The sequence below is a fragment of the Sporosarcina aquimarina genome (assembly GCF_023715615.1).
GTDB lineage: Bacteria > Bacillota > Bacilli > Bacillales_A > Planococcaceae > Sporosarcina > Sporosarcina aquimarina_A.
Window position 1 is genome coordinate 24,260 of record NZ_JAMBOM010000008.1, and the last position, 24,396, is coordinate 48,655.

The window sequence follows — 24,396 nt, forward strand, 5'->3', positions numbered from 1 at the left end:
CCTTGTCACGGAATGCGTTATAAAATAGACGATATTGTTGCTCGGTAATGAGAAGTTCTTGAAGCTCATCAGCAGTTCGTTTACATTGCAGGCACGATTTCCCTTTGGTTAGCTGGTGTCACAATGTCGTTCAGTTCCGTGTCAGTTTTCTTATATGAGTTATGGTTGCAACGAGGAAAAGTTACGGTCATAATCTTGATTTCGTGAAGGACTGAAAGAAATGAGCGATTTTCATTTCTTTCATTTTTTATTTGAGTGCACGTGCTCTTGTTTTCAGAGACAAATCCCTTTGTTCATGTATACTATAGAAATACAATACATTTCCAGAAAGGCGGCATACAATGGCAGGAATTATCACCTTTCTTACGATTGCAGTACTAATTTTAAACGTCCTGCTTGCAGGAGTTCTTATCTTTTTAGAACGACGTGATGCTGCGGCTACTTGGGCTTGGCTCCTTGTTCTATTTTTCATTCCTCTTTTTGGATTTATTATCTACCTGCTTCTTGGAAGACAGTTACGAAAACGACACTTATTTCGCTGGTCCGGCCGTGATCGTATCGGTATCGAGACCTTAATTGACTACCAAATGGAAGCGATCGAAGACGAAACCTTCGAATTCCAACTCGACGATACCGCTCATTACCACGATATGATTTATTTGCATTTAAGAAATAATCATGCTGTGTTAACACAAGACAACGATGTGGAAATCTTTAATGATGGTGCAGCAAAATTTGAAGCACTTATCGAGGACTTGGAAAGTGCCAAGGATCATATCCATTTCCAGTATTACATTATGAGACTCGACAAACTCGGAAGCAGAATTATGGAGGTTCTTGTAAGGAAGGCACAAGCTGGCGTAAAAGTCCGTGTGCTCTTTGACGATATCGGCTCGCGAGGCTTACACGTCAAACATTTAAAAGAGCTAACAGAAGCTGGTGGAGAAGCTGCAGCATTCTTCCCTGCCATAATGCCGCTCATCAACCCACGTTTGAATTATCGTAATCACCGAAAAATTGTAGTGATCGACGGTCGTATTGGATATGTTGGTGGATTCAACGTAGGCGATGAATATCTCGGAATGAGTAAGAAGTTCGGTTATTGGCGAGATACACACTTACGTATTGAAGGAAGCGCCGTACATCCGTTGCAAACCCGATTTCTTTTGGATTGGAATCAGGCACTGGCATCGAGCGAAGTTCAATACAACGATCGCTACTTCCCTGTCATACCACGTAAAGGGTCCGTTGGAATGCAAATCGTATCGAGCGGCCCAGATGCAGAATGGGAACAAATCAAAGATGGCTACCTAAAGATGATCTTCATTGCCAAAGATTATATATATATTCAAACGCCGTATTTCATTCCCGACGTTAGTTTCTTGGACGCGCTTCGAATCGCATGCTTGTCTGGCGTAGATGTGCGGATTATGATTCCGAATAAGCCGGATCACATGTTTGTCTACTGGGCGACGTATTCGAATATCGGCAGCTTACTGAAAGCTGGAGCACGCGTCTACATTTACGAGAATGGGTTCATTCATGCGAAGCAAATTGTTGTGGATGATGAGTTGTCGACTGTTGGTACAGCCAATATTGACGAGCGAAGCTTCCGTCTCAACTTTGAGATTAATGCGTTCATCTACGATCGCGAGAAGTCTCGTGAACTCGCCGAGCTATTTGAACAAGACATTCAGTTATCGACCGAGTTAACTTACGATATGTATTTGAATCGATCACGGACGATTAAGATTAAAGAGTCCATTTCGCGATTGTTGTCACCTATTTTATAATGCGTTCACGTGTCGGGCTACCTTCTATTTGGAGGTAGCCTGTTTTTTTGTGTGGGGTTGGGTTGCTTGAGCGGATTCGTGGCTCGCTTGAGCTGATTCGTGGCTCGCTTGAGCGGATTATTGGTTGGCTTGAGCGCATTCGCGGCTCGCTTGAGCGCATTATTGGTTGGCTTGAGCAGATTTGCGGCTCGCTTGAGCGGATTCGCGGCTCGCTTGAGCGGATTATTGGTTGGCTTGAGCGGATTCACGGCTCGCTTGAGCGGATTCGCGGCTCGCTTGAGCAGATTCGCGGCTCGCTTGAGCGGATTCCATAAAAACTAACAACTCCAATGCAACTGCGACAACCGCCCCATAGAAAAAAGGACTGCGCTGGCAGCCCTTTTCATCATTCTATTCCAAGGTATTCTTCGAGTGTGATATTTTTCTTGAAAATCTGTTCAGATATTGGTTTACCAACATATCGGTAATGCCACGCCTCATGCATGTACCCTGTAATATCTTCTTTGTGATTCGGGTAGCGCAAAATGAAACCATAGCGATGTGCATTTGCCAGCAACCACTTGCCTGCTTCGGTTGTACCGAACGATGAGGATGCCCAGTGTTTTTCGTGATTCACTTCACCAATATCAAATGCCAGACCCGTTTGATGTTCTGAATAACCAGGTCGTGCGCTGTAGCGATCTGCTGCTTCTATTCCGTCGCGATCCACATAACGATTGTAAAGTGTTACTTGATAGTCGTAGGAACGGTATGTGCTGAACGCTGTTAAGTTAAAACTGGAGAGCTTAGCTTCCGCAGCCATTTCTTCAAATGCAGCACGAGCTTCTTTACTTTCACCAGGTGCAAACGTTTCCGGTAGCGGATATTTTTTGTTAGCAATCAAGATGTTTTTCACATAGGTCGGTTCACTTGGCAATTTTTGTCCCTCCACATAACCTCCATCAAAAGGTGTGCCATCCTTGTCTGGTTCTGCTGATTCTTCAGGAGGAGCCGGCTCTACTTCTGCAGGAGGCAAATTTTGTTCGTTCTCTTCTTCCTTGTCTTCTGTCCCAGGGGAGGACTGTGGTTTTTCACTATCAGACTTCGATAAACCCGCTTGTTCTAGTGTTTTCTCAACGTTCCAATCATTGGTGCCAATCCAAATAATCAGTCCAATCATAACTGCTATGACAATTAGTAACGTCGCTTTTAGCCCTTTAGACTGTTTCTTGCTCGTTCGTCTTCTTTCTTGTCTTCGCTTCATAAAAAATTTGCCTTCTTTCATTGTTTCTCTTGCTATCTATTTTCAGTTTCTTGTATATTACAGGATCATTACAAACAGTCCATTTCATAGTCTACCATTATTTCTGGCTTAGGACTACTGTGCCTTTTTTAAAAGTGTGTGCTATGATTACTTTTTCAGTTTGATTTTTTTAGATGAAGGATGATTCTATTGGCTAACCAACGATGGCTTTCTGCCAGTTTTTTTGTTTTCTTCTTTACGTGGGGAATCTTTCTTCCCTACTGGACCGGATGGTTGACCATTGAAAAAGGTCTCACGGTTTCTACAGCCAGTGTCATCATGGGCATCGGAATGGCAGCAAGAGCGCTCACTACCTTTCTCGTATTCCCTATATTAACCCATAGACACTCTCTAAGAAGAGTGGTGCAAGGGTTATCGATCCTCTCACTGTTGCTCGTCATTCTATACTTACCTAATTCTCCATTATGGGCCCTTGCAGTGATTACGATTTTGTTCAGTGCAGTTTATCCTATGATTTTACCCGCTGTCGAGAGTGGTGCGACTCTACTCATGCAGTCTGAGCGGATCAATTATGGGAAAAGCCGTTCGTTTGGATCGATTGGATATACAATCGCGTTACTGCTCGTGGGTCTAGCGACGTCCATTTGGAATGAGCAATCGATTTTATATTTAATGATTGTTGGCCTTGCTGTCGCTGTCTTATTTTTCATGAGAGGTGCACCTGCAGTTCTTGATATGGCACCTGAACGTACTTCTTCAAATGTCTCTCAGACCAAGTTAAGGACGTTATTCCAAACAAAAGGGTTTCTGGTCGTCACGATATTAGCTGTCTTGCTCCAAGGAGCTCATGCTGCGTATTATAGCTTTGGCTTTATTTACCTGGATGATCTGAATGTTTCAGGGTTTTGGATTGGGGTTATCTTAAACGTTGCTGTGTTGTTCGAGATTCTTTTTTTCCGCGTTTCTGACCGATTGTTAGCAAATGTAAAGATTTCAACGATGTTTTTAATTGCCGCTATTGGTTCAACCGTTCGTTGGATAATTGTTTTCCTGTTTCCGATTACAGCCGTGTTCGTTATTACACAAATGTTACATGCAATTTCTTTCGGTATAGCACATTATGCATTCATCCAATATATATCCACTCGCCTTCCAAAGCAGCAGATCGCCTCTGCGCAAGGCATGTATGCAGCATTCGCTATGAGCTTGAGTACAGCTTTTTTAACGATTCCCGCAGGGTATTTATATGATATCTCGCCAGGACTCGCTTTTTTAGGCATGGCGGCCTGTACAATCCCTGCCATCTTTATCGTTCTCATTACTCGACGAAAGCTTTCATACTAAAAAAAGGAAACAGCAGCGCTCCATGCGCATGGCCGTTTCCTTTTTTCATCCTAACAATCTTAAAAACAAGATGACTGCGAGGGCAATCGCAAATAACATGGAGAGCCCTTGCATCCAACGGGACTCACGTATCATCCCTTGACTCTTGAATTGCTTAGCTCGAGCGCTATTTGTGAGAGCAAACAGCGCAATCATGCCAATCAATGCATTTTGCAAATCTAGCTTGACAATAAAATAGAGTGAAAATGCGCCTGCTAAGACAATACCGATTCCATATATCCATTTACTGTTCATCAGCATATTCCTCCATTTCACAGTCAGATTTATGTTTTGTAATTAAAAAAGAAGCCGGAGTAAGCTCTCCGGCTGATTTAGCTATAAAAGTTACTTTCCTTTTTTCTTGCTGTTGTTATGTTTTTTATCTTCTGGGTCGACAATTTCTACATCGACCTGACCGTCAGCTTCAACAGCTAGTTCTGCTGCAGTGTGTTTATAGTAGAATTTACGTCCGAGATATGTTTGGAAAATCATGAACAAACCACCTACTGCCCAATAAAGAGGGAGTGCAGCAGCCACTCGATACGAGATGAACATAATCATAATTGGTGAAATGTAGACAAATAATTTCATTTGAGCTTTTTGCTGCTCTGGCATCGTCCAAAGTGAAACTCTTGCTTGAACGAAGTACACAGCACCTGCAACAAGCATCATAATCATATCAGGTTTCCCTAGCTCAAACCATAAAAATTGATGACTTTTCACTACATCATCAGCATACAAGATTGCAAAGTACAGACCCATAATGATTGGCATTTGAATCACTAATGGAAGACAACCCATGTTTAACGGATTCACATTATGTTTTGAATAGAGGCCCATCATTTCTTGTTGTAACTTCATCTGTTCTTCTTTGTTGCCTGCTTCTTTAGCTGTTTTCATCTGTTTTTGGATCGTTTCCATTTCAGGTTTCAACGCATCCATTTTCACTTTCATTTCTTGCTGTGACTTGTAGTTCTTCAACATGAGCGGCATTAGGATTAATCGGATCCCCATCGTGATGACGATGATTGCGAGTCCATAGCTTCCGTTAAATGCTTCTCCTAGAGTATGAAGCAACCAGTCCATTGGTTTTACAAATATTCCATAGAACGTCCCTCTTTTTTCCTCAACACTCGTACAACCACTTAATAACACTGCGGCTGTAGCCAACATCGTTATAAATCCAATTCTTTTTTTCACGAAATCCACCTTCACTATTTTTCAAACTATTAGCAATCCGGATTTTCATAGGAAACCGCAGATTGACTAACGGGTTTTTTTCAATTACAGACGGTCGTCGTCTCTTCAAAAAGTATACCCTAATCCCGTTCACAATTACAACGAAACCTATTATGAAAAAACTGATTTCTTATGAACAATACAAAAAAACCTGCATTTGGTGACAATTTAGACACTTTGCAGGTTTTGTAATTAATCAGGCGATGAATCACGTGTTATTTAGATAATCTGATAGTGGTTAGCGTTTCATTAGTTTCACTTAGACTTTACAGAATCCGATTTTGCTTCTTTAGACTCAAGCTCGTCCGTAATTTCTTTGTCTTCTTTTTTGTGATAAAGACCATCTTCTTTAGAGGCCTTCCCTTTATCTTCAACCACTTGGTTGTAGTAATGAACGCTAGTTTGAGCTCCTTCGCTCACCATTTTGTTGTCTTGGAAATCGTACGGATCGGACATGCCACGTTTAGTTTGGTCCGAGTAGTCTGCTTTTTTAGATTGAACAAAAGAATCGACTTTCGTAACTAAATTGTTCACAGCTACTTGCGCTTTGTCACGATTCTCTTTTTTACTGAAATACGCATATGCTCCGGCTGCAATTGTTGCAAGTAGAATACCATTACGTTTTTTAGCCATGAAAATCAAACCTCCAAATTTTTACTTAACTTTTAGTATAGGTCCATGTAACAAGTATACCCCACTTCTACTTTGCCAAACGCAACTAACATTTCATTTTCATGACAAGTCTGACTATCGCTAGTTTTCAATACCTGCATTTGTTATGATGAGAGAAAGGAATGATGAGGTGAAAGCGCAATGATTCGACAAATGATTGAGGAAGATATTGCTGCCGTCCAACACATTGCCCGTGCCACTTGGAAAGATACGTATAAAGAGCTTTTGCCTGAATTTGTTCAACAAAAATTTCTCGATAGCGCTTACTCAACGCCCATGTTATTGAAGCGTATGGAAAAGACAGAGGTTTTAATCGCTGAGCGCGACGGACGTGCTGTTGGATTTTTCAACATGACTCAAATTGATGTTGATGGAGATGCCGAGCTGACCGCACTTTATGTCCTTCCAGACTATCAGCGACAAGGCATAGGGATGGAGCTATTTGCTGGTGCACTGACGCTACTGAGTGATGCTATGAAGCTATTCGTATACGTAGATGATTTAAATGATCCCGCAAAAGCATTCTATGAGAAGCTAGGTTTTGAGTTACTTGAAGTATTCGATGAAGACTTTGAAGGGGTTCCCGTTGAAACAGCACAATATGTTTATATGATTCGGCAATCCGCTTTATGCATCTAATTCAAAAACGTCCTATTCGGAACCTACCGAACAGGACGTTTTTTTATTATTTACAATGGACGCATACCGCCATCTTCTGGAGGTGTGTCAGTAATGATGTGTTCATCAGGAACCATTGTTTTAGGTTTCTTCGTCAAGCAGAGAATACCTGCGATATAAAGTAAGATTGAAGTAAGAGAAAGAATACCTCCTGTTAATCCTCCAATTATGAACATGATTCCTGCAAGTTTCGGATTTTTGTTATTCCAAATGTTGACCAATCCGATAATTGTCAGTACTAAACTTATAACTAGGAATACAACTCCTAGCCACAGGAATCCTCCGAGTGCATTGAAGATTGTAAAGAACATATCGATATCTGCCGGTGTCATTGCAGGATCTGAATACAAGTCCATTTCCATTTCCGTGCGAAGATCAGGATTTGAGCTAAACATTTTAAATATGACCGCACCAAAAACAGATGCTATAATTCCGAATACTGTAAATACCAATCCTATGATTCCTAATACTTTTTCTGCCGTTCGATTCACTTACATCGCCTCACTTTTTCTAGTTGTAGTCTACTATACGACTGAATTCACAAAACGTTTCATTTTTTAGGTATTTCCTAAAAAAACGGAGCGCCTAAACACAGCGTTCCGCTTTAACTTTTCGTTATGCTTTCACATCGTTGTATTCTTCGTATCGGTTGAACGCGGTTACTACATATGAACAAACCGCTTCCATCTTCAGGTTGTTTTCCCGAGCATAGTCAGCAGCACGGTCTAAAAGTTTCTTCGCAACGCCTCCACCACGAAGTTCTTCCGAAACGAAAGTATGATCCATGACCATGACATCTCCGAGAAGTGTCCACGTAATTTCAGCTAGCGTTTTACCATCTTGCTGCTTGCGAAATGCATACGCATCTCCTCCGAGATCTTTGTATTCAAATTCCATGAGAACAGCCTCCCTTTTAATTGGATGATTCGGGTATTTAGATAATCCAACGATACTTACTTAGTTATTGAAACACGGATTTCACTGAATCCACAAGCCCTTGGAAAAATTCTTTGACTTTATCCCAAAAACCGGGATCAATTTCACCTAATTTGTCCTTAACCTTTGTAGCCATATCATCCAGTTGCTGAGAAAATTTAGAGAAATCTATATCTAATTTACTAATCCGGTTCATCAAGTCAATTAATAATTGACGATCAGCGTCACTTAGCTCTATTTTGTGCTTTTCTAGTTGTTCTTTGACAATTTTTTCGACGTCTTCTTTAGTCGCAGGGTTTTTGTCTGAAATCTGCTGTTTAATATCCGTCAATAGTTCAGCAACTTTGTCTTTGTCTACACCTTTTTCAGATAGCGTCGTCGCAACATCCAATTCGTCATTGGCTACATCCGTACGTTCCTTATCTAGTGATTCTCCACTTACTTCATAAGCTTTGTAGATACCGACTAATGCAGAATGACCAGTAACTTTCTTAGGGGCTGCTACTTCCACTTTAGCATCTTCAATCCCTGCAGTCAGCATAGCTGTCGCATACATGTCTGGTGTGACTTGAGTAATATTGTCTTGCGTAACAATCGAAATCACAAGCCCTTTACCTGCATCTTGCCGCATAATTTTCGCTGAAGAATACATACGAGCATTCGGATCGCCGTCTTTAATATACGTAACAAGATCTTTACCTGTTACTTCAATTTCTTCTACTTCTGCCTCTTCTTCAACTTTTAAGCTCTTTTTCACACTAGCCCGTTCGTCATCGGAAAGGTTGGCACCGTAAACTACGATTGGTACTCCCAGCTTTTCATTAATGGTCGATTCTGCTGATGCACTGTTCGGTAACAATAGTCCCACAGAGAGCATCAATGCAAGACTAGCAGTAAGCGTTCGTTTCATTTTCTTACCTCCTCGTTTCCAATACATACGAAATCTTTAGCTAAAAGGTTCCCGTCAATCTTTGAGTGATGTCCAACCATCCCGCTGTTCAATCTTACCGTTTTTCATCAATCTGCCGAGTGCTCGTTTGAAAGCGCCTTTACTTAGGTTGAACATTTCCTCGATTTCCTCAGGTGTCGACTTATCGGTAAATGGCATTTTACCGTTAGTCTCTTGTAAATATGCGTAAATCATTTCTGCATCGTCGTCCAAACGTTCCTGCTTACGAGGAAGTAGTGACCCATTTAGAGTTCCGTCTTCCTGTACATCAATAATTCGAACTGAAAGCTCTTCTCCAAGACGTGGCTCGGACGCCATTTCGCTAGCGTGGATAAATATCCGGAAATTATCAGGAATGCTTAGCAAGAACGCTCCTACTGGTAGCAACCGGTAAGGACGTGCGGTTAAATTATCGTTCATGCGCCATTGTTCTGCAATTCCCATGACATCTAGTACGCGTTCTTCCGTCGCGAGTCGTCCGAAGATCGTGCCTGCTGGATCTGTTCGAAGTGTCATATACAGCGCATCATCAATCTTTGGCCATAACTTTCGGACATGAGGCAGATCCGCTTTGTTCACGAGTACTTCGAAAGCTGCACCAATATCAACGTATGCTCCGAACTTGTCGTCGACCCGTAATACCCGTGCCCAGCCGTACGTTCCCATTGTCATGTGTGGCAATTGCATCGATGCCGCGAGTTCCCCACGACGATTCATGAATAGGAAAACGTCTGGAGTGTCTCCTGTTTGTAGTGTTTCCGGTGCTTCAGAAGCGTTCATATACAATTCTGTTCCATCTAAATCGAGTGACCAGCGCGAGCCTTCAAGCTCCAGTACCCGAACTTTTTGAACTGTTCCTGCAAATGTATTTGTCATCTTATTCTCCCATTTCCTTAAATAATTGTTAGTAAACTTATTCGTTGCGCTGTTTGAGTGCAGTCACGAAGCTTTTGTCTTCATTCATTGCTTGTACAAGATCTGTAATTCGATCCATCGCGTCCCAGCTTAAGTGATGTTCAATTCCTTCTACATCTCCGTATATATTTTCTTCCTTCACTCCAATTATTCGTAAAAATTGTTCTAGCAATTCATGTCGTTGCACCAGACGTTCACCAAAATTACGACCGCGTACGGTTAAGCTGATATCTTTATATCGTTCATAAATGACGTAACCTTCTTTGTGCAAGCGTTGCGCCATTTTCGTAACTGATGATGGAAGTACGGCGAGCGATTCTGCGACATCCGAAACTCTTGCCTGACCTTTTGCTTCAATTTGCAAGTAAATTTGTTCAATATAGTCTTCCATACTCGGTGTTGCCAATCCAAGCACCTCCGGTAACATTTTATAGCCTAATATCCTAAAATAATTTTTTACGTGTTTAACACATTTTGTTGCTGGGTATCTAAACAACATAACCAATTAAATCACAATCTCGAAAGGAGTGAACGACACATGGGTAAATTACTTTGGATTATCATTGTAGCACTAATTGCATTCTGGGTGCTCGGCCTAGTTTTCAAAATCGGTGGTGGCCTTATTCATATCTTGCTCGTCATCGCACTAATCGTATTTATTCTTAATATGATTTCTGGTAGACGGTCAGTTTAAATAAAGGGATGTCGGTTTTCACCGACATCCCTTTTTCACGTTTACTGGCTAATTTTTGCATATACGACCGTGTTTCTCAACTGTGTGCCATCAGCCGACCGATCATCATTTTTCAGAACAGCTTCTAGTTCAAAGCCTGCCCGTTCTGCAACGGCACGGCTTTTTTTGTTGAGTTCGTCGCATCTAATCTCCACTCGGTGTGCACCTAGTTCATCCAATGCAAATTCCGTAATTCGTTCTACAGCCTCTGTCATGTACCCTTTTCCTTCAGAACCACTTGCTAACCAATAGCCAATTTCAAATTTCGGAATTGACCAATCAATTCTATGCAATCCTGATGAGCCAATGAATTCCCCTGTTTGTTTTTCGAACAAGTGAAGTCTGAGATCTTTTTTTGTGATGAAATCCGCAATTCCCTGTCGCATCCGTTGTTCTGTGTCCGCTAGATTTTGTGGCTTATGCGCCCACGGCATCCACCGACGCAAAGTAGGTAATGTTTGAAGGATTGCGTTATTCACGTCAGAAACGTCATTTAGTGAAGGCATACGAATCAACAAACGTTCTGATTCAAATTGGTCCGGAAAATCAGGGATTCCTTGAATCGTCTGTGAGCTTTCGTTATCTTCCCAGATTACTGGAGTTTTCTTCCCTGCCATATAGTCATCTCGTGTGATTCCGTACGTTATAGCATCGTAATATTGGTCTTCTTCTGGAGAAAACCATGCTTGCCTCAGATGTCCTTCTTTTACAAAGCCTGACCGTTCGAAAGTTTTGCGCATTGCTAAATTGTCATGTCGCGTGTGACCTGCTAGCCGGTTTTTCCCCTCCGGCAATCCAAACACATAGTCTGCCATGAGTCGCAGTGCACTTGCTCCATATCCTCTGCCTCGATAGCGATCTGCGATACGTAAATCGAACAAAGGGACATCGTCTTGTAAGTCATGGATTTTTGCGATGCCTACTTTTTCTCCGTTGTCGTTGACGAGCCAAAATGTTTTCACTTCATCTGACTCGTATCCACCTTCTCGGATCGCTTTTTCGATTAACTCACGCCCTGAATTTTCTTGCATGTGAAATGGCCATGTATTTGTTGTCATGAAGTGGATCAGCTGTTCTTGCTCCACCATTGTCCATTCTTTAAGTTGCATTAGGAAGTTCCTCCAAACGACCGCTCCTTACTTTTGGATTCGCATTAATCGAAGTGAATTCAACACAACTAACAGTGTTGCACCCATATCCGCGAAGATTGCAATCCATAGCGTCAGCCAGCCCGGGATGACGAGAAGCAGTGCAGCAATTTTTAGTCCTACTGCAAACATAATGTTTTCTTTGATAGTACGCAATGTTTTTCTACTCAATTTCACGGTATATGGCAATTGTTCGAGATCGTCCGCCATCAATGCGATGTCAGCAGTTTCTAATGCGGCGTCTGTCCCTGCGCCACCCATTGCGATCCCTACGGAGGCTGCAGCAAGTGCTGGTGCATCATTAATGCCATCTCCGACCATCGCTACTCGTTTCTTGCCTTCGCTCAATTCACGGATTGCATTGAGTTTGTCTTCCGGCATGAGTCCAGCACGAACGTCGTCAATGCCTAAACGAGCAGCAATCGCTTGCGCCGTTTTCGGGTCATCGCCTGTCAGCATAACTGTAGTATCTACGCCGATTTCTTTTAATCGTTCAAGAACAAGTTTGCTTTCTTCTCTAACTGGATCCGCTACTGCGAAGAGCCCTGCAAATGCACCATCTATGACAGCGCCCATCACAGATTTCCCTTCAGTCTGCATGTCTGCAGCTTGGACCTTCGCTAATTGTGGCAGTTCCGCGAGTTCTTCCATCCATCGGAGGCTTCCGACAGAAACACTTTTGCCCTCTACAACAGCAACTGCCCCTTTACCTGTGACGGATTGGAAGTTTTCCGCTGGTACAACTTCGAGGTTGCGCGCTTCAGATGCATTGACGAGCGCTCTTGCCAATGGGTGTTGAGAGAGGCGCTCCACTGCTGCGACTGACTGAAGGAGATGCGCTTCCTCTATTCCATTTGAGGTGATGATATCCGTGACTTCAGGATAGCCTTTCGTTAAAGTCCCGGTTTTATCAAACGCAACGGTTTTGATATGCCCCATTTCTTCCAGGTGGACGCCGCCTTTAATGAGCACGCCTTGACGTGCTGCGTTCCCGATTGCTGTGACAATTGCAACAGGTGTGGATACGACGAGCGCACAAGGGCACCCGACGACAAGAACAGCGAGTCCTTGATAAATCCAAGTTTGCCAATCTGCTCCGAGAAGTGGGGGGATGACAGCTGTCAGCGCCGCAACTGCGATAATGGCTGGTGTATAGTATTTCGCGAACTTGTCGATGAATTGTTGCGAAGGTGCTTTCTCAGCCTGCGCATCTTCAACAAGATGAATAATTTTAGCGATTGTCGTGTCTTCTACTAATTTGTTGACTGTTACTTCTAGAGATCCTTCTTCGTTCAGCGTTCCTGCAAAAACAATGTCGTCTACTTTCTTGGTGACAGGGACAGATTCGCCTGTAATCGCAGCTTGGTTCACGGTTGAGAACCCTGAGCGTACCGTTCCATCCATGGCAATTTTTTGCCCCGGCTTGACGATTAAGACATCTCCAATTCGGATGTCTTCAGTCGGTAGCTCGAACATCTCATCATTTCGTCTGATGGTTGCTGAAGGCGGTGCAATGTCCACTAAGCTACTGATGGATTGCCGAGCTTTGTTCATGGAGTAGGATTCGAGTGCTTCGCTGATTGCAAACAGAAGGACGACAACAGCGGCTTCGCGCCATTCCCCGATGATTGCGGCACCAATAATCGCAATTGTCATGAGTGTGTTCATATCGAATTCAAGGCGTACTAAGTTTTTGAGCCCGTCGATGAACATCGAAGTTCCTCCTACCACAATCGCTATTGCAAATAAGATGATTGCAGTGGTATTGGTCTCTCCATATTTGCTAGAAGTGAATAGACCTGCCGCTAGGAATATGAGCGAAATTAACGAAACAATGTTCTCTTTCCGTTTGAAGAACGGTGTTTTCTTGGTTGGCTTACGCTGAGAAACTGGTACGACCCGGATGCCGTCAAAGGCACCTGCAGATTCCAGCTCGTCGACGGTTGCGTCACCTGCAAATGACAATTTACTCGCACCGAAGTTGACGGTAGCCGCTTCGACGTTCGGAAGTCGACTGACGTTTTTTTCAAATTTCATGGCGCAGTTGGCACAACTTAAGTTTTCGAGACGATATTCAGTCCTGTTCGTTTCAGCCATTCTCTTCACCTTCCATCGTATGTTCGTGAGCTATTTTCACTAGTTGTAAGACGTGATCATCTGCAAGTGAATAATAAACCATCTTGCCCCTTCGTTCCGAGCGAGCTAATCCATTTTCTTTCAAATATCGTAAGTGATGAGAGGCTGTCGCGTTGGATGCACCAATAATAGCACCGACATCACAAACACAGAGCTCTTGTTTTAATGTTAATGAATACGCAATTTTGAGTCTCGTTTCATCTGCAAGTGCTTTAAACAGTTGCACCATATTTCCAACGCGGGGCAATTCCTCTTGAATTTCGACGACAAGCGCATCGTGAATAATCTGTTCATCACACATATCTACCATTTTCAAATTCATCCGCCTCCTCATCATTCAAATGTTCGTTTGATTGTAAAGTTAGTATATGCGTTATTCTGACGATTTGCAACTACTATCAAACGATGATTTGAATGAAATGCGATTTCGCTCTTCACTTTTTTGTACTAAATGGCTTCGCAAAGCGAAGCAGACCAAATAAATCTTGGTTTTTGATTGGTGAAGTGCACTTTTTCGCGATTGAGGGTGCTGGTGAAGAAAGGGCTCGCCGCGAGCGATAGGGGGCGAGGTGTTTATGATCATTTTTTGAGTTTTATGAGCGGAATTGTGTGGTTATGATCACTTTTAAAGATTTATGAGCACATTCCTAGGGTTATGAGCGTTTCTACTGATTAATGATCACTTTCCCAGGTTTATGAGCGTTTTTTGAGATTTATGAGCATCCGGAGTATTAGGGTATCCCTAGAAAAAATGCAGCTCTATTAGAGCAAACAAAAATACAGAGGCAACTTACACCTCTGCTTCATCTACTTATTTTGCTTCCAACGTCAACACGTTTCCGTCTTTCACGGCACCGTCTAAAACAGTCTCATGGAAATCTCCGCGAACCCAATCATCAGCTTGGTCGTGGAACCATTGCGACTTCACGTGCCCACTTTGACCAGGACCTACAATATGATATGCCTTTGAAAGATCATCTAGATCCGCCACAAAGCGCCATGAGGCTCCGTGATTCGCACTACCATCGTCTTTGAACGACGCTGCTTGAACTGTAATACCTGATCCACCGACAGGTTGCTTTTTCGGATCCAAGAAACGCTGTAAAATCGGTGAAGCACTCGATAATGGATGTGGGAATACGAGCTGATGGAAGTCTCCCCACTGCCACTTCTCTGATTTATCCCCATAATCTTCTTTCAGGCTTGCAATCGTTTTTTCAAACGCATCATATACCCATTGGTCGACTCCGCCATACTCTTCCACCCAAGTAGAAGGATTCCCGGAATACGCATTGCGCAAGAACTGATCGGTTAACTGCGGCTTTCCGGGCATGAACTCATAGACATCTGCTGGCATATCTGATGCAAACATCGTCACCGGCAATTGTTTCATAAGTTTATGGAATACGAGAGGCTGCGATGCATTCACCGAATCCACCTGATCCCAATCTTTCATCTGAGCCAAAATTTCCTTGTATCTCCCTTTTCGGTCCATCTTTTCAATGGACATAATTAGAGAATTCAGAAACTCTTCTGCATGTAAATTTTTCTGGTCCATTTGTAACTTCATCATATCGTCCGCTGTAAAATCGTCTCCATCACGAAGCACTTCTGCAATGCGCTCATAGCGATACGGCTGTGCCCAAAACTTTGTAATGTGATAGGGATACTTTTCATCTACTACTTCGTTGTTAGCAGTGGCAATGAACCCTTCTTTAGGATTCACAACAGTCGGCAATTCGTCATACGGAATATAACCGTCCCATCCGTATTCCGAGGAATTTCCCGGAACCGGTAGCTGAGCGTCTCCTTTTTTACGAATCGGAATTTTTCCATTTGCTTTGAACGCAATTGTACCGTCCGTTGAAGCGAAGACAAAGTTTTGCGCGGGAGCACTGAATGCTTCCAATGCCGTTTCAAACGAATCCCAATCGTCGGCTTTGTTTAAATCCATGATTGCTTCAAGTTCATTGCTCGGCTCGAGTGCCGTCCATTGCATCGAAAACACAGCGTCTGGTTTTTCATCTTTATAAATGACATCTGTAATGATCGGCCCGTGCCTAGTGACTAGCACTTCGAAAGGTACGTCTTTTTCCCCTTTCACGCTAATTGTCTCATCACGCACTTCGGCTTGCTCCCATTCGTTGTCATATTGGAATTGGGTCGGATCCTCCGGGTTCGGGATTTCAATATAGAGATCTTGGACGTCTGGCCCTACATTTGTAACTCCCCATGCGACTTTTTCGTTATGCCCGAGGATAATGCCAGGAATCCCTGCAAAAATGACCCCACTAACATTCTGCTCTGGAGACTTCAAGTGAATTTGATGCCAGATCGAAGGCGTGCTCAGTCCTAAGTGCGGATCATCCGCGAGAAGTGGCATCCCTGATTTTGTTTTATCACCTGAGACAACCCAGTTGTTACTTCCATTGAATTCGTGTGGAAGTAATCCAGGGTCAAACTGTCCTGCGACTTGAACTGGATTTTTTAGATTTGCTTCCATAATGGATTCTGCATTCTCCGGATACGTAATGAACAAATCTTGAGCTTTCTCTTCAGAGAAATTATTAAGTGCCCAGTGGCGCATAGCTTGAGGCGTCCATTTTCCACCAAGGTCGTACGCCATATACTTTCCAATTGTCAGTGAGTCGATTGGTGTCCATGGTTCAGGTTCATAGCCGAGCAACTTAAATTCATAGGACAATTTTCCATTGTCTTTTACTTCTTTGATGAATTCATTCACGCCATCTGCATACCATCCCAAAACTTGTTTGGCATCATCGCTATAAGTGTCGAATGATTTCTCTGCTGCATTTCTCAAGCTAAATGTACGGAACTGTTTATCGGTATCAATCGCTTTGGCACCGACAACTTCGGACAATCGTCCACTTGCCTGTCTACGTGCAAGATCCATCTGAAACAAACGATCCTGAGCATGAACGTAGCCTTGTGCACGATACAAATCGGCATCGGACTTGGCCTCTAAATGCGGGACGCCATTTTCATCTCGAGTTACGGTTACATTTTCATCTAATACAGTGAGCTGAGCGTTTCCTTCAATCACGGGCTTCGACTTCCCTATGTAAACGTTTACAAAAATAAGTGCAGCTGTGGCTACTACTACAAGTGTAGCAATGAACCATAGAAGGACTTTCATTGGTTTCCCCATTTTCTTTTTATGTTTTGCCACTTTACTTTCCCCCCATTTCTAATTTTTCACAGTACTTAATCTATATTCGTTGCACCGCCATAAAATCCCTTCCAGAATGAAAGGGATTGCGTGTCCACCTGTATAAGTACAGGGAATAGTTTTGTGATTTATGATCAGTTTGGTGGCTTTATGAGCATTTCTCATGCTTTATGAGCAGTTTTCAGCTTTTATGTTAACTTTCCATGCTTTATGATCACTTTTCAGCTTTTATGAGCACTTCTCATGTTTTATGAGCACTTTCCAGCTTTTATGAGCACTTCTCATGTTTTATGAGCACTTTCCATGCTTTATGAGCACTTTTCAGCTTTTATGAGCACTTCTCATGTTTTATGAGCACTTTTCAGCTTTTATGAGCACTTCCCACGTTTTATGAGCACTTCCCAGCTTTTATGAGCACTTCCCACGTTTTATGATCACTTCCCAGCTTTTATGATCACTTCTCATGTTTTATGATCACTTTCCAGCTTTTATGAGCACTTCCTACGCTTTATGAGCGCTCCTCATCTTCCGTCTCCTCATCATTCATGGGTTTATCTTCATGAATGACCTCATATAGTTCATCTTCTACTGAAATGTCTGCGAGTCCCACTTTTGAGCGATATGCTGCACGAATGATCAGGTGCCCCGCAACTGGAGCTGTTAGGAAGACGAACACGATGCCTAGCAACACACGGACGCTGACGAAATGATCATGGAATAGAAAGTATAGGAACACGCCAATCAGTGTTAGCAATACCGAGAGCGTGGAGCTTTTCGTAGCCGCGTGGGATCGTGTATAAACATCCGGTAATCGGATAATCCCGAACACACTGATGACACTAAAAATACTTCCCAACAGGATTAGCAGTGCTCCGATGAATTCACCGATCTCGTTTCCGTTCAACGATAACCCCCCTCTCAATATATTTTGAAAAGGCAATTGTGCTGATGAACGACAAGATTCCCAGAATCAGAATGACTTCCAAATACGCTTTCGTTCCGTAAACAACAGATACGACTCCAATCATCGCAATTAGATTCACACCGACAACATCCATCGCAATTACACGATCCGGCATGGAAGGCCCGATAATGAGTCGGAGCACGGCTATCGCAATTGTTATTGCAAACAGCACAACAGAAATCCCTAGCATGATCTGAATCATTATCGAGTCACCTCCATAATCGCTTTTTCGAAGTTCTTCAATTGTTTGATCAACCCATCACGTGATTCTTGGACGTCCATCGCATGGATGTACAACGCATCACTATCCGGTGTCACTTCCATTACGACGGAACCTGGCGTCAAAGTCAGCAGCATCGAGAGCATCGTAATTTCAACGTCACTCCGCAATATGGTTTCATACTTGAAAATTCCTGGTTCAATCTTCAATCGTGGACTTAAAATCTGCTTCAACACGACCGCACTCGATTGAATCAATTCCCAGACAAAGATGAAAAATAACCTGACGACAGCGTAGACGCGACGTAAATAGAAGCGTGTGCCGAAAAAACGGTGCATGAAGAATAGGATACCAATTCCTACGAGAAAGCCTGCGTAGAACGTGGAAAAACGCAATTCGTCTTCATCGATGAGCAACATCCATAAAAACGCAATGAATAAGTTCAATAACAGTTGACCTGGCATTCTCCCGTCCCCTTTCCTCTGCGTTATTGTTTCAGCAACGCTTCTTTATCTAATACAGCTTCAATATATGTTTGCGGATTGACCAATGTCGATGCCGCGTCATTTACAAATGGTGCAATCGCGTCAGCTCCTAACCCGATTGCGAGCGTCAAGATGCCAAGCATCACAATAGGTAGCAACGTACGCTTCTTCAACACGACTTGTTCCTCGCTGCCGATGATTGCTTCCCCCATGAAACAGTTGAGGAAAACGCGCAATAATGAATACAACACGAACAAACTCGACAGGAACGCTAGCGTCAGCAACACATACGTGTCTGCTTCAATCAGACCTTCACCGAGCAACACTTTCCCGATGAATCCACTGAATGGTGGAATTCCGGTGAGCGATAGCATAACGATGAAAAACAACCAACCCAATGCTGGATAGTTCCGTATCAATCCACTGAGCTCTCCAATTTTCGCCTTACCTGTCAATGAAATCATCAACCCTCCAGCTAAAAACAGCATCGCTTTTGCGACCATGTCATGTAAAACGTAATAAATTGAACCTTGCAACGCAAGTTCGTTTCCAGCAGCAAGCCCTACGAGGATGAATCCCACCGCAATGACCACGTTATAGGCTATGATTTGCCGGATATCATTTGATGAAAGTGCTCCGATACTTCCGCCAATTAGCGTCAATGCAGCCATGATTCCGATAATTGACTGCGTAATTTCCGGAGAATGATGAAACACAAGTGTGAACATACGGATTAGGGCATAAATCCCTACTTTCGTGAGCAAAGCGCCGAACAACGCTGCAATCGCTGCAGGAGGCGCGCTGTAGGAACCAGGGAGCCAAAAGTACAGCAACAACCCCGCTTTCAAACTGAAGACGAGTAAAAAGATCAGACTAATTACCGTTAGCACTGGCCCTTGACCATTTTCAGCAACACGCTCTGCTAATTGCGCCATGTTGAGCGTCCCCGTTGCACCGTACAAATACGCAATCGCAAGGAGGAAAAACCATGAGGCTAGGACATTAATTGTAATATAAGTAAATGCTTCAACGAGCTGGACTTTACGTCCTCCTAGAATCAAGAGCGCATACGACGCAAGCAACATCACTTCAAAACAGACGAATAAGTTAAAGACATCTCCCGTTAAAAATGAGCCGTTGACGCCCGCTAGCAAGAAAAGCATAAATGGATAGACATACATCTTCTCAAATGCTTCTCCAATCGTCGAAAATGCGTATAGCAAGATAATGCTTGTTACTGTTGCAGCAGCCGTAACTAGTAACAGTGCGAACGAATCTCCGACAAATAGAATGCCGTATGGTGGCTCCCAACCACCAAAATCCAATCGTAGAATGCCTTCAGATTGGATTCGCAACAACAAGTACACACCGATTCCAGCAGAACTTGCAGTTGCTATGAAGCTGAGGGTGCGCTGCAGGATGAACGAATTGCGGAAGAATGTCAGCACAATCGCAGTAAGCAGCGGAATGAGAACAGGCATTACGAGTGCATTAGTCATCGAATTCTCTCCTAACATCATCCAAATTATCCGCACCCGTTTCTCTGTAAATCCGGTATGCGAGTACGAGGAGGAACGCGGTGACAGCAAAACTGATAACGATTGCGGTCAAAATGAGTGCTTGCGGAAGCGCATCAGAATATGTCGAACCTTCTTCAGTCAGTAAAGGAGCTCCCCCTTTTTTCAATCCGCCCATTGTAAGGATCAGTAAATGAATGGCATGAGAAAGGATCGCAGTTCCTAAAATGATCCGCACAAAATTTCGGGACAGCAGTAAATAGACCGCCACCATGACGAGAACGCCTACAAGTAATGTAATTAAGGTCTCCATTCAACTCACATCCTCACTAATCGTCAAAAGAATTGTCACGACGACACCCACGACGGTAAGTGCAACGCCAGCTTCAAATAGTAGCACCATCGAAAGCTCTGTTACTCCAAAAACTGGCAACGCAAAATCCCCTTTTGCCTGGTTCAAAAATTGATTGTTAAACAGCATAGGCACTGCACTACTTGCGACCGCTAGAAACACGCCAAGTCCCGCAATTTTCTTGAAGTCAAACGGAATTCCTTTATGAACTGTCTCAATATCGTACGTCATGTACAGCAACAGTAACGCCGAAGCGAGTACGAGCCCACCTGAGAATCCTCCGCCCGGGTCATTATGCCCGGAGATGAAGAGCTCAACACCGAACGTTAAAATGATGAACACAACAATTTTCGTGACAGTGCGCAAGATGACGTCATTGATTTTCATTGCCGTCACCGTCCTTTTTATGTTTTAACTTGATCAACACATAGACACCAAGTCCACCGATCAACAAGACAACAATTTCGAGCATTGTATCAAACGCACGAAAATCCCCCAAAATCGCATTAACAATATTGCCCCCACCCGTGAGCGTTTTCGCATCCTCAAAGTACTCGGAAATCGGGTCGAACAAGCGATTCCCTTGAACCATAAGCGCTGTGATGATGACAATTAGTCCTGATGCCACCGCGATGAACGCATTTAAAATCTTCACTGAACGACGTGGTCGCTCTTTCTTCCAATCCGGCATAAAGCGGAATGTCAACAAGAACAAAACTGTAGTTACCGTTTCTACAACGATTTGGGTAAGTGCCAAGTCGGGTGCCCGCAAGACGACGAATAGAAATGCGACTGTAAATCCAAGGACACCATTCAGTAGAATCGCGATCAAACGAGAATTCACGAAAAGAATGGCAAGTGCTGCAGACATCATGACCATCACGAGAATGTATTCATTGACCGTCACAACGGAATCCTCTGAAAAGTCAAACGCTAGACGCCAAACAAAACTCAACGCAATCCCCATCATTGCGATGAAAAACAGCAGAATGTACGTAAAATAACGATGCAAATGCCCCGTCATGTACTTATTCGTTAGGTGATAGGAGTTGCCTTCAAGCTGGATGAGCAACAACGCATAGATATTATCGATTTTCCAACTGAATGGAGCAATTGTATAGATCCTTCTCCACTGTCGTAAGAAAATGTAGAGAATCGTACCGATTAGGATAATTCCAATCGTCATCCAAAGTGCCGGATTCAATCCATGCCAAGCTGCAATGTGCGGGACTAGTGATTCAGGATTTACAAACGACGGATATATCGCCGCCATTGCTGGTTTCAAAATCCATTTCCCTAGTACGTTCGGGAAGAAGAACAGTCCTACAATCAGTCCCCCTAAAATGAATGGCGCAACGAGCATTCCAGGACGCGGATCATGCGCTCCCCGGTCGACCCATGCAGGCTGTTGCTGTTGGCGGCCAAAAAATGTTTGAAAAACGATAATCATGCAGTATACGAATGTAAAGACACTCGCTACCCATGCGACAATCGGAATCCAAATGTGGACACCTGGTAACGCCAAGTGTTGCACAGCGAGACTCGCTTCCAAGAAGAGTTCCTTACTTAAAAATCCATTAAACGGAGGCAATCCCGCCATTGAAAAACTACCTGCAAGTGCAATCGTAAATGTAATCGGCATGAACACAGCGAGACCACCGAGTTTCCGAATATCCCGCGTCCCGAGTTCATGGTCTACGATTCCAATGATCATGAATAATGCACCTTTAAATGTGGAATGGTTAATTAAATGGAATAGTCCTGCAAACGCCGCGGCTGTATAGATGGTTTTATCCGACCCTGGGATGTCCAGCATGGCAGCTGAACCGATTCCAAGTAAACTCATGATCAATCCTAGCTGACTGATTGTTGAATAGGCCAGGAGCGCTTTTAAATCGTTTTGGCGAACTGCGTTGAACGAACCCCATAACAAGGTCAATAGCCCAACGAACGTCACTGAATAGAACCAAATTTCACTTTCACCGAATACAGGAATGAAGCGCGCAACAAGATAGATCCCAGCTTTGACCATCGTAGCCGAGTGTAAATAAGCACTGACCGGCGTCGGCGCTTCCATCGCATCTGGGAGCCAGATGTGGAATGGGAATTGTGCAGATTTCGTAAAAGCTCCAAGTAGAATAAGAAGCATCGCTGGGATGAAAAGCTCGTTCGTCGATAACATTTCTGCCATACCAATCATCTCTTGGATACTATAAGTCCCCGTCATTTGGTGCAACATAAGGAATCCGACGAGCATGCCAATTCCACCTGTCACTGTAATGAGCATTGCCTTTTTCGCACCAGCTCGAGAATTTTTCCGCTGATGCCAAAAAGCGATGAGCAGGAATGATGAAACACTCGTTAACTCCCAAAATACGTAGAGGACCAAGACGTTATCTGAAAAGACGACACCGAGCATGGAACCCATGAACAACAACAGATACATATAAAAACGACCAAGTGCTTCTCGTTCAGATAGATAATAAATGGAGTACATGACAACGAGCGTCCCCATGCCTGTGATGAGCAATCCCAAAATCATACTGAGACCGTCTAAATGCGTGGTAAAGTGGATATCGGCAGCGTTCAACCACCGGATGGTGTAGAATAGGTTCTCGCCTGAAGCAAGTTTTGGAATCTGAAAACTAAGAATGACAAATAAAATCAATGGAACCGGTAATACCATCCAACCGATTTTCTTACTACGAACATATGTATAAAGAAATGGGACAAAAAGCGATGCCAAAAAAGGCACCAAAATAAGTATAGGAATCATCATTTCGTCGTACCCCCAATCAAAAAAGAAAACACGGGTCCTATCATCAGAGACTTCTAACGGACGGTGAAAGCCTGTAAAATCGTAGCAATACTTGTACGGGGTTTTCAAGAATCCATAGAAAAGTTTCCGTGACGGCTTGACGCGGACGCCAAAGCCGGCGATAATGAGTGCCATGTGCGTACAGTGAACAAGCCCGAAACTATCTTCTAGTTTCAGGACTACCGTTCAAACAGTGGCGTTTGTGTTTTTGGTTTCACCCTAAAGTATACACAATATTTACATCAATCGCACTTGAGACGATGCGCAAGTGTGTGTGATGGCCTAGTATTCGGATTCTATGGAGGTGGAGGACTACATGGGAAAAGTGAAAGGACGCATGGATGAGAGCATCCTCGTCTGTGTGTATTACGGACCTAACGGAGAGCGACTTATTCGTCGTGGTCATCAGATGGCAAGCGCAATGGACTGCCCTCTTTACATTTTAACAGTCGATCCACGACCATTAGATGATATGGATGCAGACAAATCGGATTACATTGACAGATGGCGTGAGCTTGCGGATGAATTTGAAGCAGAAGAATTCATTGTACGGGATAACGAAAGTAGACCCACCGCAAAAGTGATTAAACAAGTCGCACACGACCGGAATGTCACTCAAATTATTATCGGACAAACCGCGCAAAGCCGATGGGAAGAAATTACGAAGGGTTCGTTTATGAACGTCTTGTTGCGTGAAATTACGTTCGTCGATTTCCACGTTGTATCGGTCGCACGTTCTATTAAGCATGATGTCGAGGGACTGTTCGAAAAGGGATTACGAGCCTATCTGACGGATGATGGCGAAGGCTTCCGTATCACGTTCAACTATACAAAAGATGCTCGATTTGAAGGGATTTTCTTTAAAGAGACCGGAACCGACTTCAATAATGGCATCTTTAAATTCATGCATGACGGAAAGATGTGCCAGGTGAGAATTACAGATGATCGCGTTGAGGATCCATCTCTGGTCAGTTGTAAAATCGATGTATAACCATAGGAAAAAGCAGAGAGTGCCGAAGCGCTCC

General features: G+C 43.4%; 26 protein-coding genes. 6 read left to right on the forward strand and 20 right to left on the reverse strand.

Annotated elements, in window-relative coordinates; all coding sequences use genetic code 11:
- Positions 1-341 precede the first annotated feature (341 nt).
- On the forward strand, positions 342-1,793 hold the full coding sequence (gene cls, locus M3197_RS15375; protein ID WP_251662503.1) for a cardiolipin synthase: 1,452 nt from the start codon (positions 342-344) through the stop codon (positions 1,791-1,793).
- A gap of 62 nt (positions 1,794-1,855) precedes the next feature.
- Positions 1,856-2,107, forward strand: coding sequence for a hypothetical protein (locus tag M3197_RS15380; RefSeq protein ID WP_251662505.1), 252 nt, complete (start codon positions 1,856-1,858; stop codon positions 2,105-2,107).
- A gap of 71 nt (positions 2,108-2,178) precedes the next feature.
- On the opposite strand, the gene M3197_RS15385 is transcribed toward M3197_RS15380, so the two are convergent.
- On the reverse strand, positions 2,179-3,036 hold the full coding sequence (locus M3197_RS15385) for a M15 family metallopeptidase (protein WP_251662507.1): 858 nt from the start codon (positions 3,034-3,036) through the stop codon (positions 2,179-2,181).
- A gap of 180 nt (positions 3,037-3,216) precedes the next feature.
- On the opposite strand from M3197_RS15385, the gene M3197_RS15390 reads away from it, so the two are divergent.
- Positions 3,217-4,380 (forward strand): MFS transporter, encoded by a 1,164-nt coding sequence (locus M3197_RS15390; protein ID WP_251662509.1) that lies wholly within the window; start codon positions 3,217-3,219, stop codon positions 4,378-4,380.
- Between the two features lie 45 nt (positions 4,381-4,425).
- Here M3197_RS15390 and M3197_RS15395 read toward each other — a convergent pair whose 3' ends face one another.
- The 3 genes from M3197_RS15395 to M3197_RS15405 form a co-directional block, all read right to left on the reverse strand.
- Entirely contained in the window at positions 4,426-4,674 is a 249-nt protein-coding gene (locus M3197_RS15395; RefSeq protein WP_251662512.1) for a hypothetical protein, read from the reverse strand.
- Between the two features lie 90 nt (positions 4,675-4,764).
- Positions 4,765-5,619: a membrane protein insertase YidC gene (gene yidC / locus M3197_RS15400; protein ID WP_251662514.1), complete on the reverse strand. Its 855-nt coding sequence runs from the start codon at positions 5,617-5,619 to the stop codon at positions 4,765-4,767.
- A 294-nt stretch (positions 5,620-5,913) separates the two neighbouring features.
- Complete coding sequence (locus M3197_RS15405; RefSeq protein ID WP_251662516.1) at positions 5,914-6,291, reverse strand: YbyB family protein; 378 nt, start codon at positions 6,289-6,291, stop codon at positions 5,914-5,916.
- Positions 6,292-6,471: 180 nt separating this feature from the next.
- Here M3197_RS15405 and M3197_RS15410 point away from each other — a divergent pair, with 180 nt between their 5' ends.
- On the forward strand, positions 6,472-6,969 hold the full coding sequence (locus tag M3197_RS15410; protein WP_251662518.1) for a GNAT family N-acetyltransferase: 498 nt from the start codon (positions 6,472-6,474) through the stop codon (positions 6,967-6,969).
- A 50-nt stretch (positions 6,970-7,019) separates the two neighbouring features.
- Here M3197_RS15410 and M3197_RS15415 read toward each other — a convergent pair whose 3' ends face one another.
- From M3197_RS15415 to mntR, 5 genes are all read right to left on the reverse strand, one after another.
- Positions 7,020-7,499, reverse strand: a complete 480-nt coding sequence (locus tag M3197_RS15415) for a DUF4064 domain-containing protein (protein WP_251662520.1) — start codon at positions 7,497-7,499, stop codon at positions 7,020-7,022.
- Between the two features lie 124 nt (positions 7,500-7,623).
- Positions 7,624-7,905 carry a GNAT family N-acetyltransferase gene (locus tag M3197_RS15420; RefSeq protein ID WP_251662523.1) on the reverse strand — a complete coding sequence of 94 codons (282 nt, stop codon included), beginning with the start codon at positions 7,903-7,905 and terminating at the stop codon, positions 7,624-7,626.
- A gap of 64 nt (positions 7,906-7,969) precedes the next feature.
- Positions 7,970-8,854, reverse strand: coding sequence for a DUF1002 domain-containing protein (locus M3197_RS15425; RefSeq protein ID WP_251662525.1), 885 nt, complete (start codon positions 8,852-8,854; stop codon positions 7,970-7,972).
- A gap of 54 nt (positions 8,855-8,908) precedes the next feature.
- A complete protein-coding gene (locus M3197_RS15430; RefSeq protein ID WP_251662527.1) occupies positions 8,909-9,769 on the reverse strand; it encodes a CvfB family protein in 861 nt (286 codons plus the stop codon).
- 37 nt (positions 9,770-9,806) lie between these two features.
- A complete protein-coding gene (gene mntR / locus M3197_RS15435; protein ID WP_025785473.1) occupies positions 9,807-10,214 on the reverse strand; it encodes a transcriptional regulator MntR in 408 nt (135 codons plus the stop codon).
- Between the two features lie 132 nt (positions 10,215-10,346).
- Between mntR and M3197_RS15440 the strand changes: the two genes are divergently transcribed.
- Positions 10,347-10,502 carry a lmo0937 family membrane protein gene (locus M3197_RS15440; protein WP_125101451.1) on the forward strand — a complete coding sequence of 52 codons (156 nt, stop codon included), beginning with the start codon at positions 10,347-10,349 and terminating at the stop codon, positions 10,500-10,502.
- Positions 10,503-10,543: 41 nt separating this feature from the next.
- Here M3197_RS15440 and M3197_RS15445 read toward each other — a convergent pair whose 3' ends face one another.
- From M3197_RS15445 to M3197_RS15495, 11 genes are all read right to left on the reverse strand, one after another.
- Positions 10,544-11,650, reverse strand: a complete 1,107-nt coding sequence (locus M3197_RS15445) for a GNAT family N-acetyltransferase (RefSeq protein ID WP_251662529.1) — start codon at positions 11,648-11,650, stop codon at positions 10,544-10,546.
- A gap of 27 nt (positions 11,651-11,677) precedes the next feature.
- Entirely contained in the window at positions 11,678-13,786 is a 2,109-nt protein-coding gene (locus M3197_RS15450) for a heavy metal translocating P-type ATPase (protein WP_251662531.1), read from the reverse strand.
- Entirely contained in the window at positions 13,779-14,135 is a 357-nt protein-coding gene (locus M3197_RS15455; RefSeq protein ID WP_251662626.1) for an ArsR/SmtB family transcription factor, read from the reverse strand. Before M3197_RS15455 ends, M3197_RS15450 begins: the two co-directional genes overlap by 8 nt.
- 501 nt (positions 14,136-14,636) lie before the next feature.
- Positions 14,637-16,994: a penicillin acylase family protein gene (locus tag M3197_RS15460; protein WP_251662628.1), complete on the reverse strand. Its 2,358-nt coding sequence runs from the start codon at positions 16,992-16,994 to the stop codon at positions 14,637-14,639.
- Positions 16,995-17,523: 529 nt separating this feature from the next.
- Positions 17,524-17,919: a Na+/H+ antiporter subunit G gene (locus tag M3197_RS15465; protein ID WP_251662533.1), complete on the reverse strand. Its 396-nt coding sequence runs from the start codon at positions 17,917-17,919 to the stop codon at positions 17,524-17,526.
- Complete coding sequence (locus M3197_RS15470; protein WP_251662536.1) at positions 17,897-18,181, reverse strand: Na(+)/H(+) antiporter subunit F1; 285 nt, start codon at positions 18,179-18,181, stop codon at positions 17,897-17,899. Before M3197_RS15470 ends, M3197_RS15465 begins: the two co-directional genes overlap by 23 nt.
- The gene (locus tag M3197_RS15475) at positions 18,181-18,663 is read right to left on the reverse strand and encodes a Na+/H+ antiporter subunit E (protein WP_251662538.1); all 483 of its coding nucleotides are present in this window, start codon (positions 18,661-18,663) and stop codon (positions 18,181-18,183) included. The genes M3197_RS15470 and M3197_RS15475 overlap by 1 nt, the downstream gene beginning before the upstream one ends.
- Before the next feature lie 23 nt (positions 18,664-18,686).
- Positions 18,687-20,183 carry a Na+/H+ antiporter subunit D gene (locus M3197_RS15480; RefSeq protein WP_251662540.1) on the reverse strand — a complete coding sequence of 499 codons (1,497 nt, stop codon included), beginning with the start codon at positions 20,181-20,183 and terminating at the stop codon, positions 18,687-18,689.
- On the reverse strand, positions 20,176-20,514 hold the full coding sequence (locus tag M3197_RS15485; protein ID WP_251662542.1) for a Na(+)/H(+) antiporter subunit C: 339 nt from the start codon (positions 20,512-20,514) through the stop codon (positions 20,176-20,178). Before M3197_RS15485 ends, M3197_RS15480 begins: the two co-directional genes overlap by 8 nt.
- Positions 20,515-20,940: a Na(+)/H(+) antiporter subunit B gene (locus tag M3197_RS15490; protein WP_251662544.1), complete on the reverse strand. Its 426-nt coding sequence runs from the start codon at positions 20,938-20,940 to the stop codon at positions 20,515-20,517.
- Positions 20,927-23,332, reverse strand: coding sequence for a Na+/H+ antiporter subunit A (locus M3197_RS15495; protein ID WP_251662546.1), 2,406 nt, complete (start codon positions 23,330-23,332; stop codon positions 20,927-20,929). The genes M3197_RS15490 and M3197_RS15495 overlap by 14 nt, the downstream gene beginning before the upstream one ends.
- A gap of 355 nt (positions 23,333-23,687) precedes the next feature.
- On the opposite strand from M3197_RS15495, the gene M3197_RS15500 reads away from it, so the two are divergent.
- A complete protein-coding gene (locus M3197_RS15500) occupies positions 23,688-24,362 on the forward strand; it encodes a universal stress protein (protein WP_251662548.1) in 675 nt (224 codons plus the stop codon).
- The last annotated feature ends 34 nt before the right edge of the window (positions 24,363-24,396 follow it).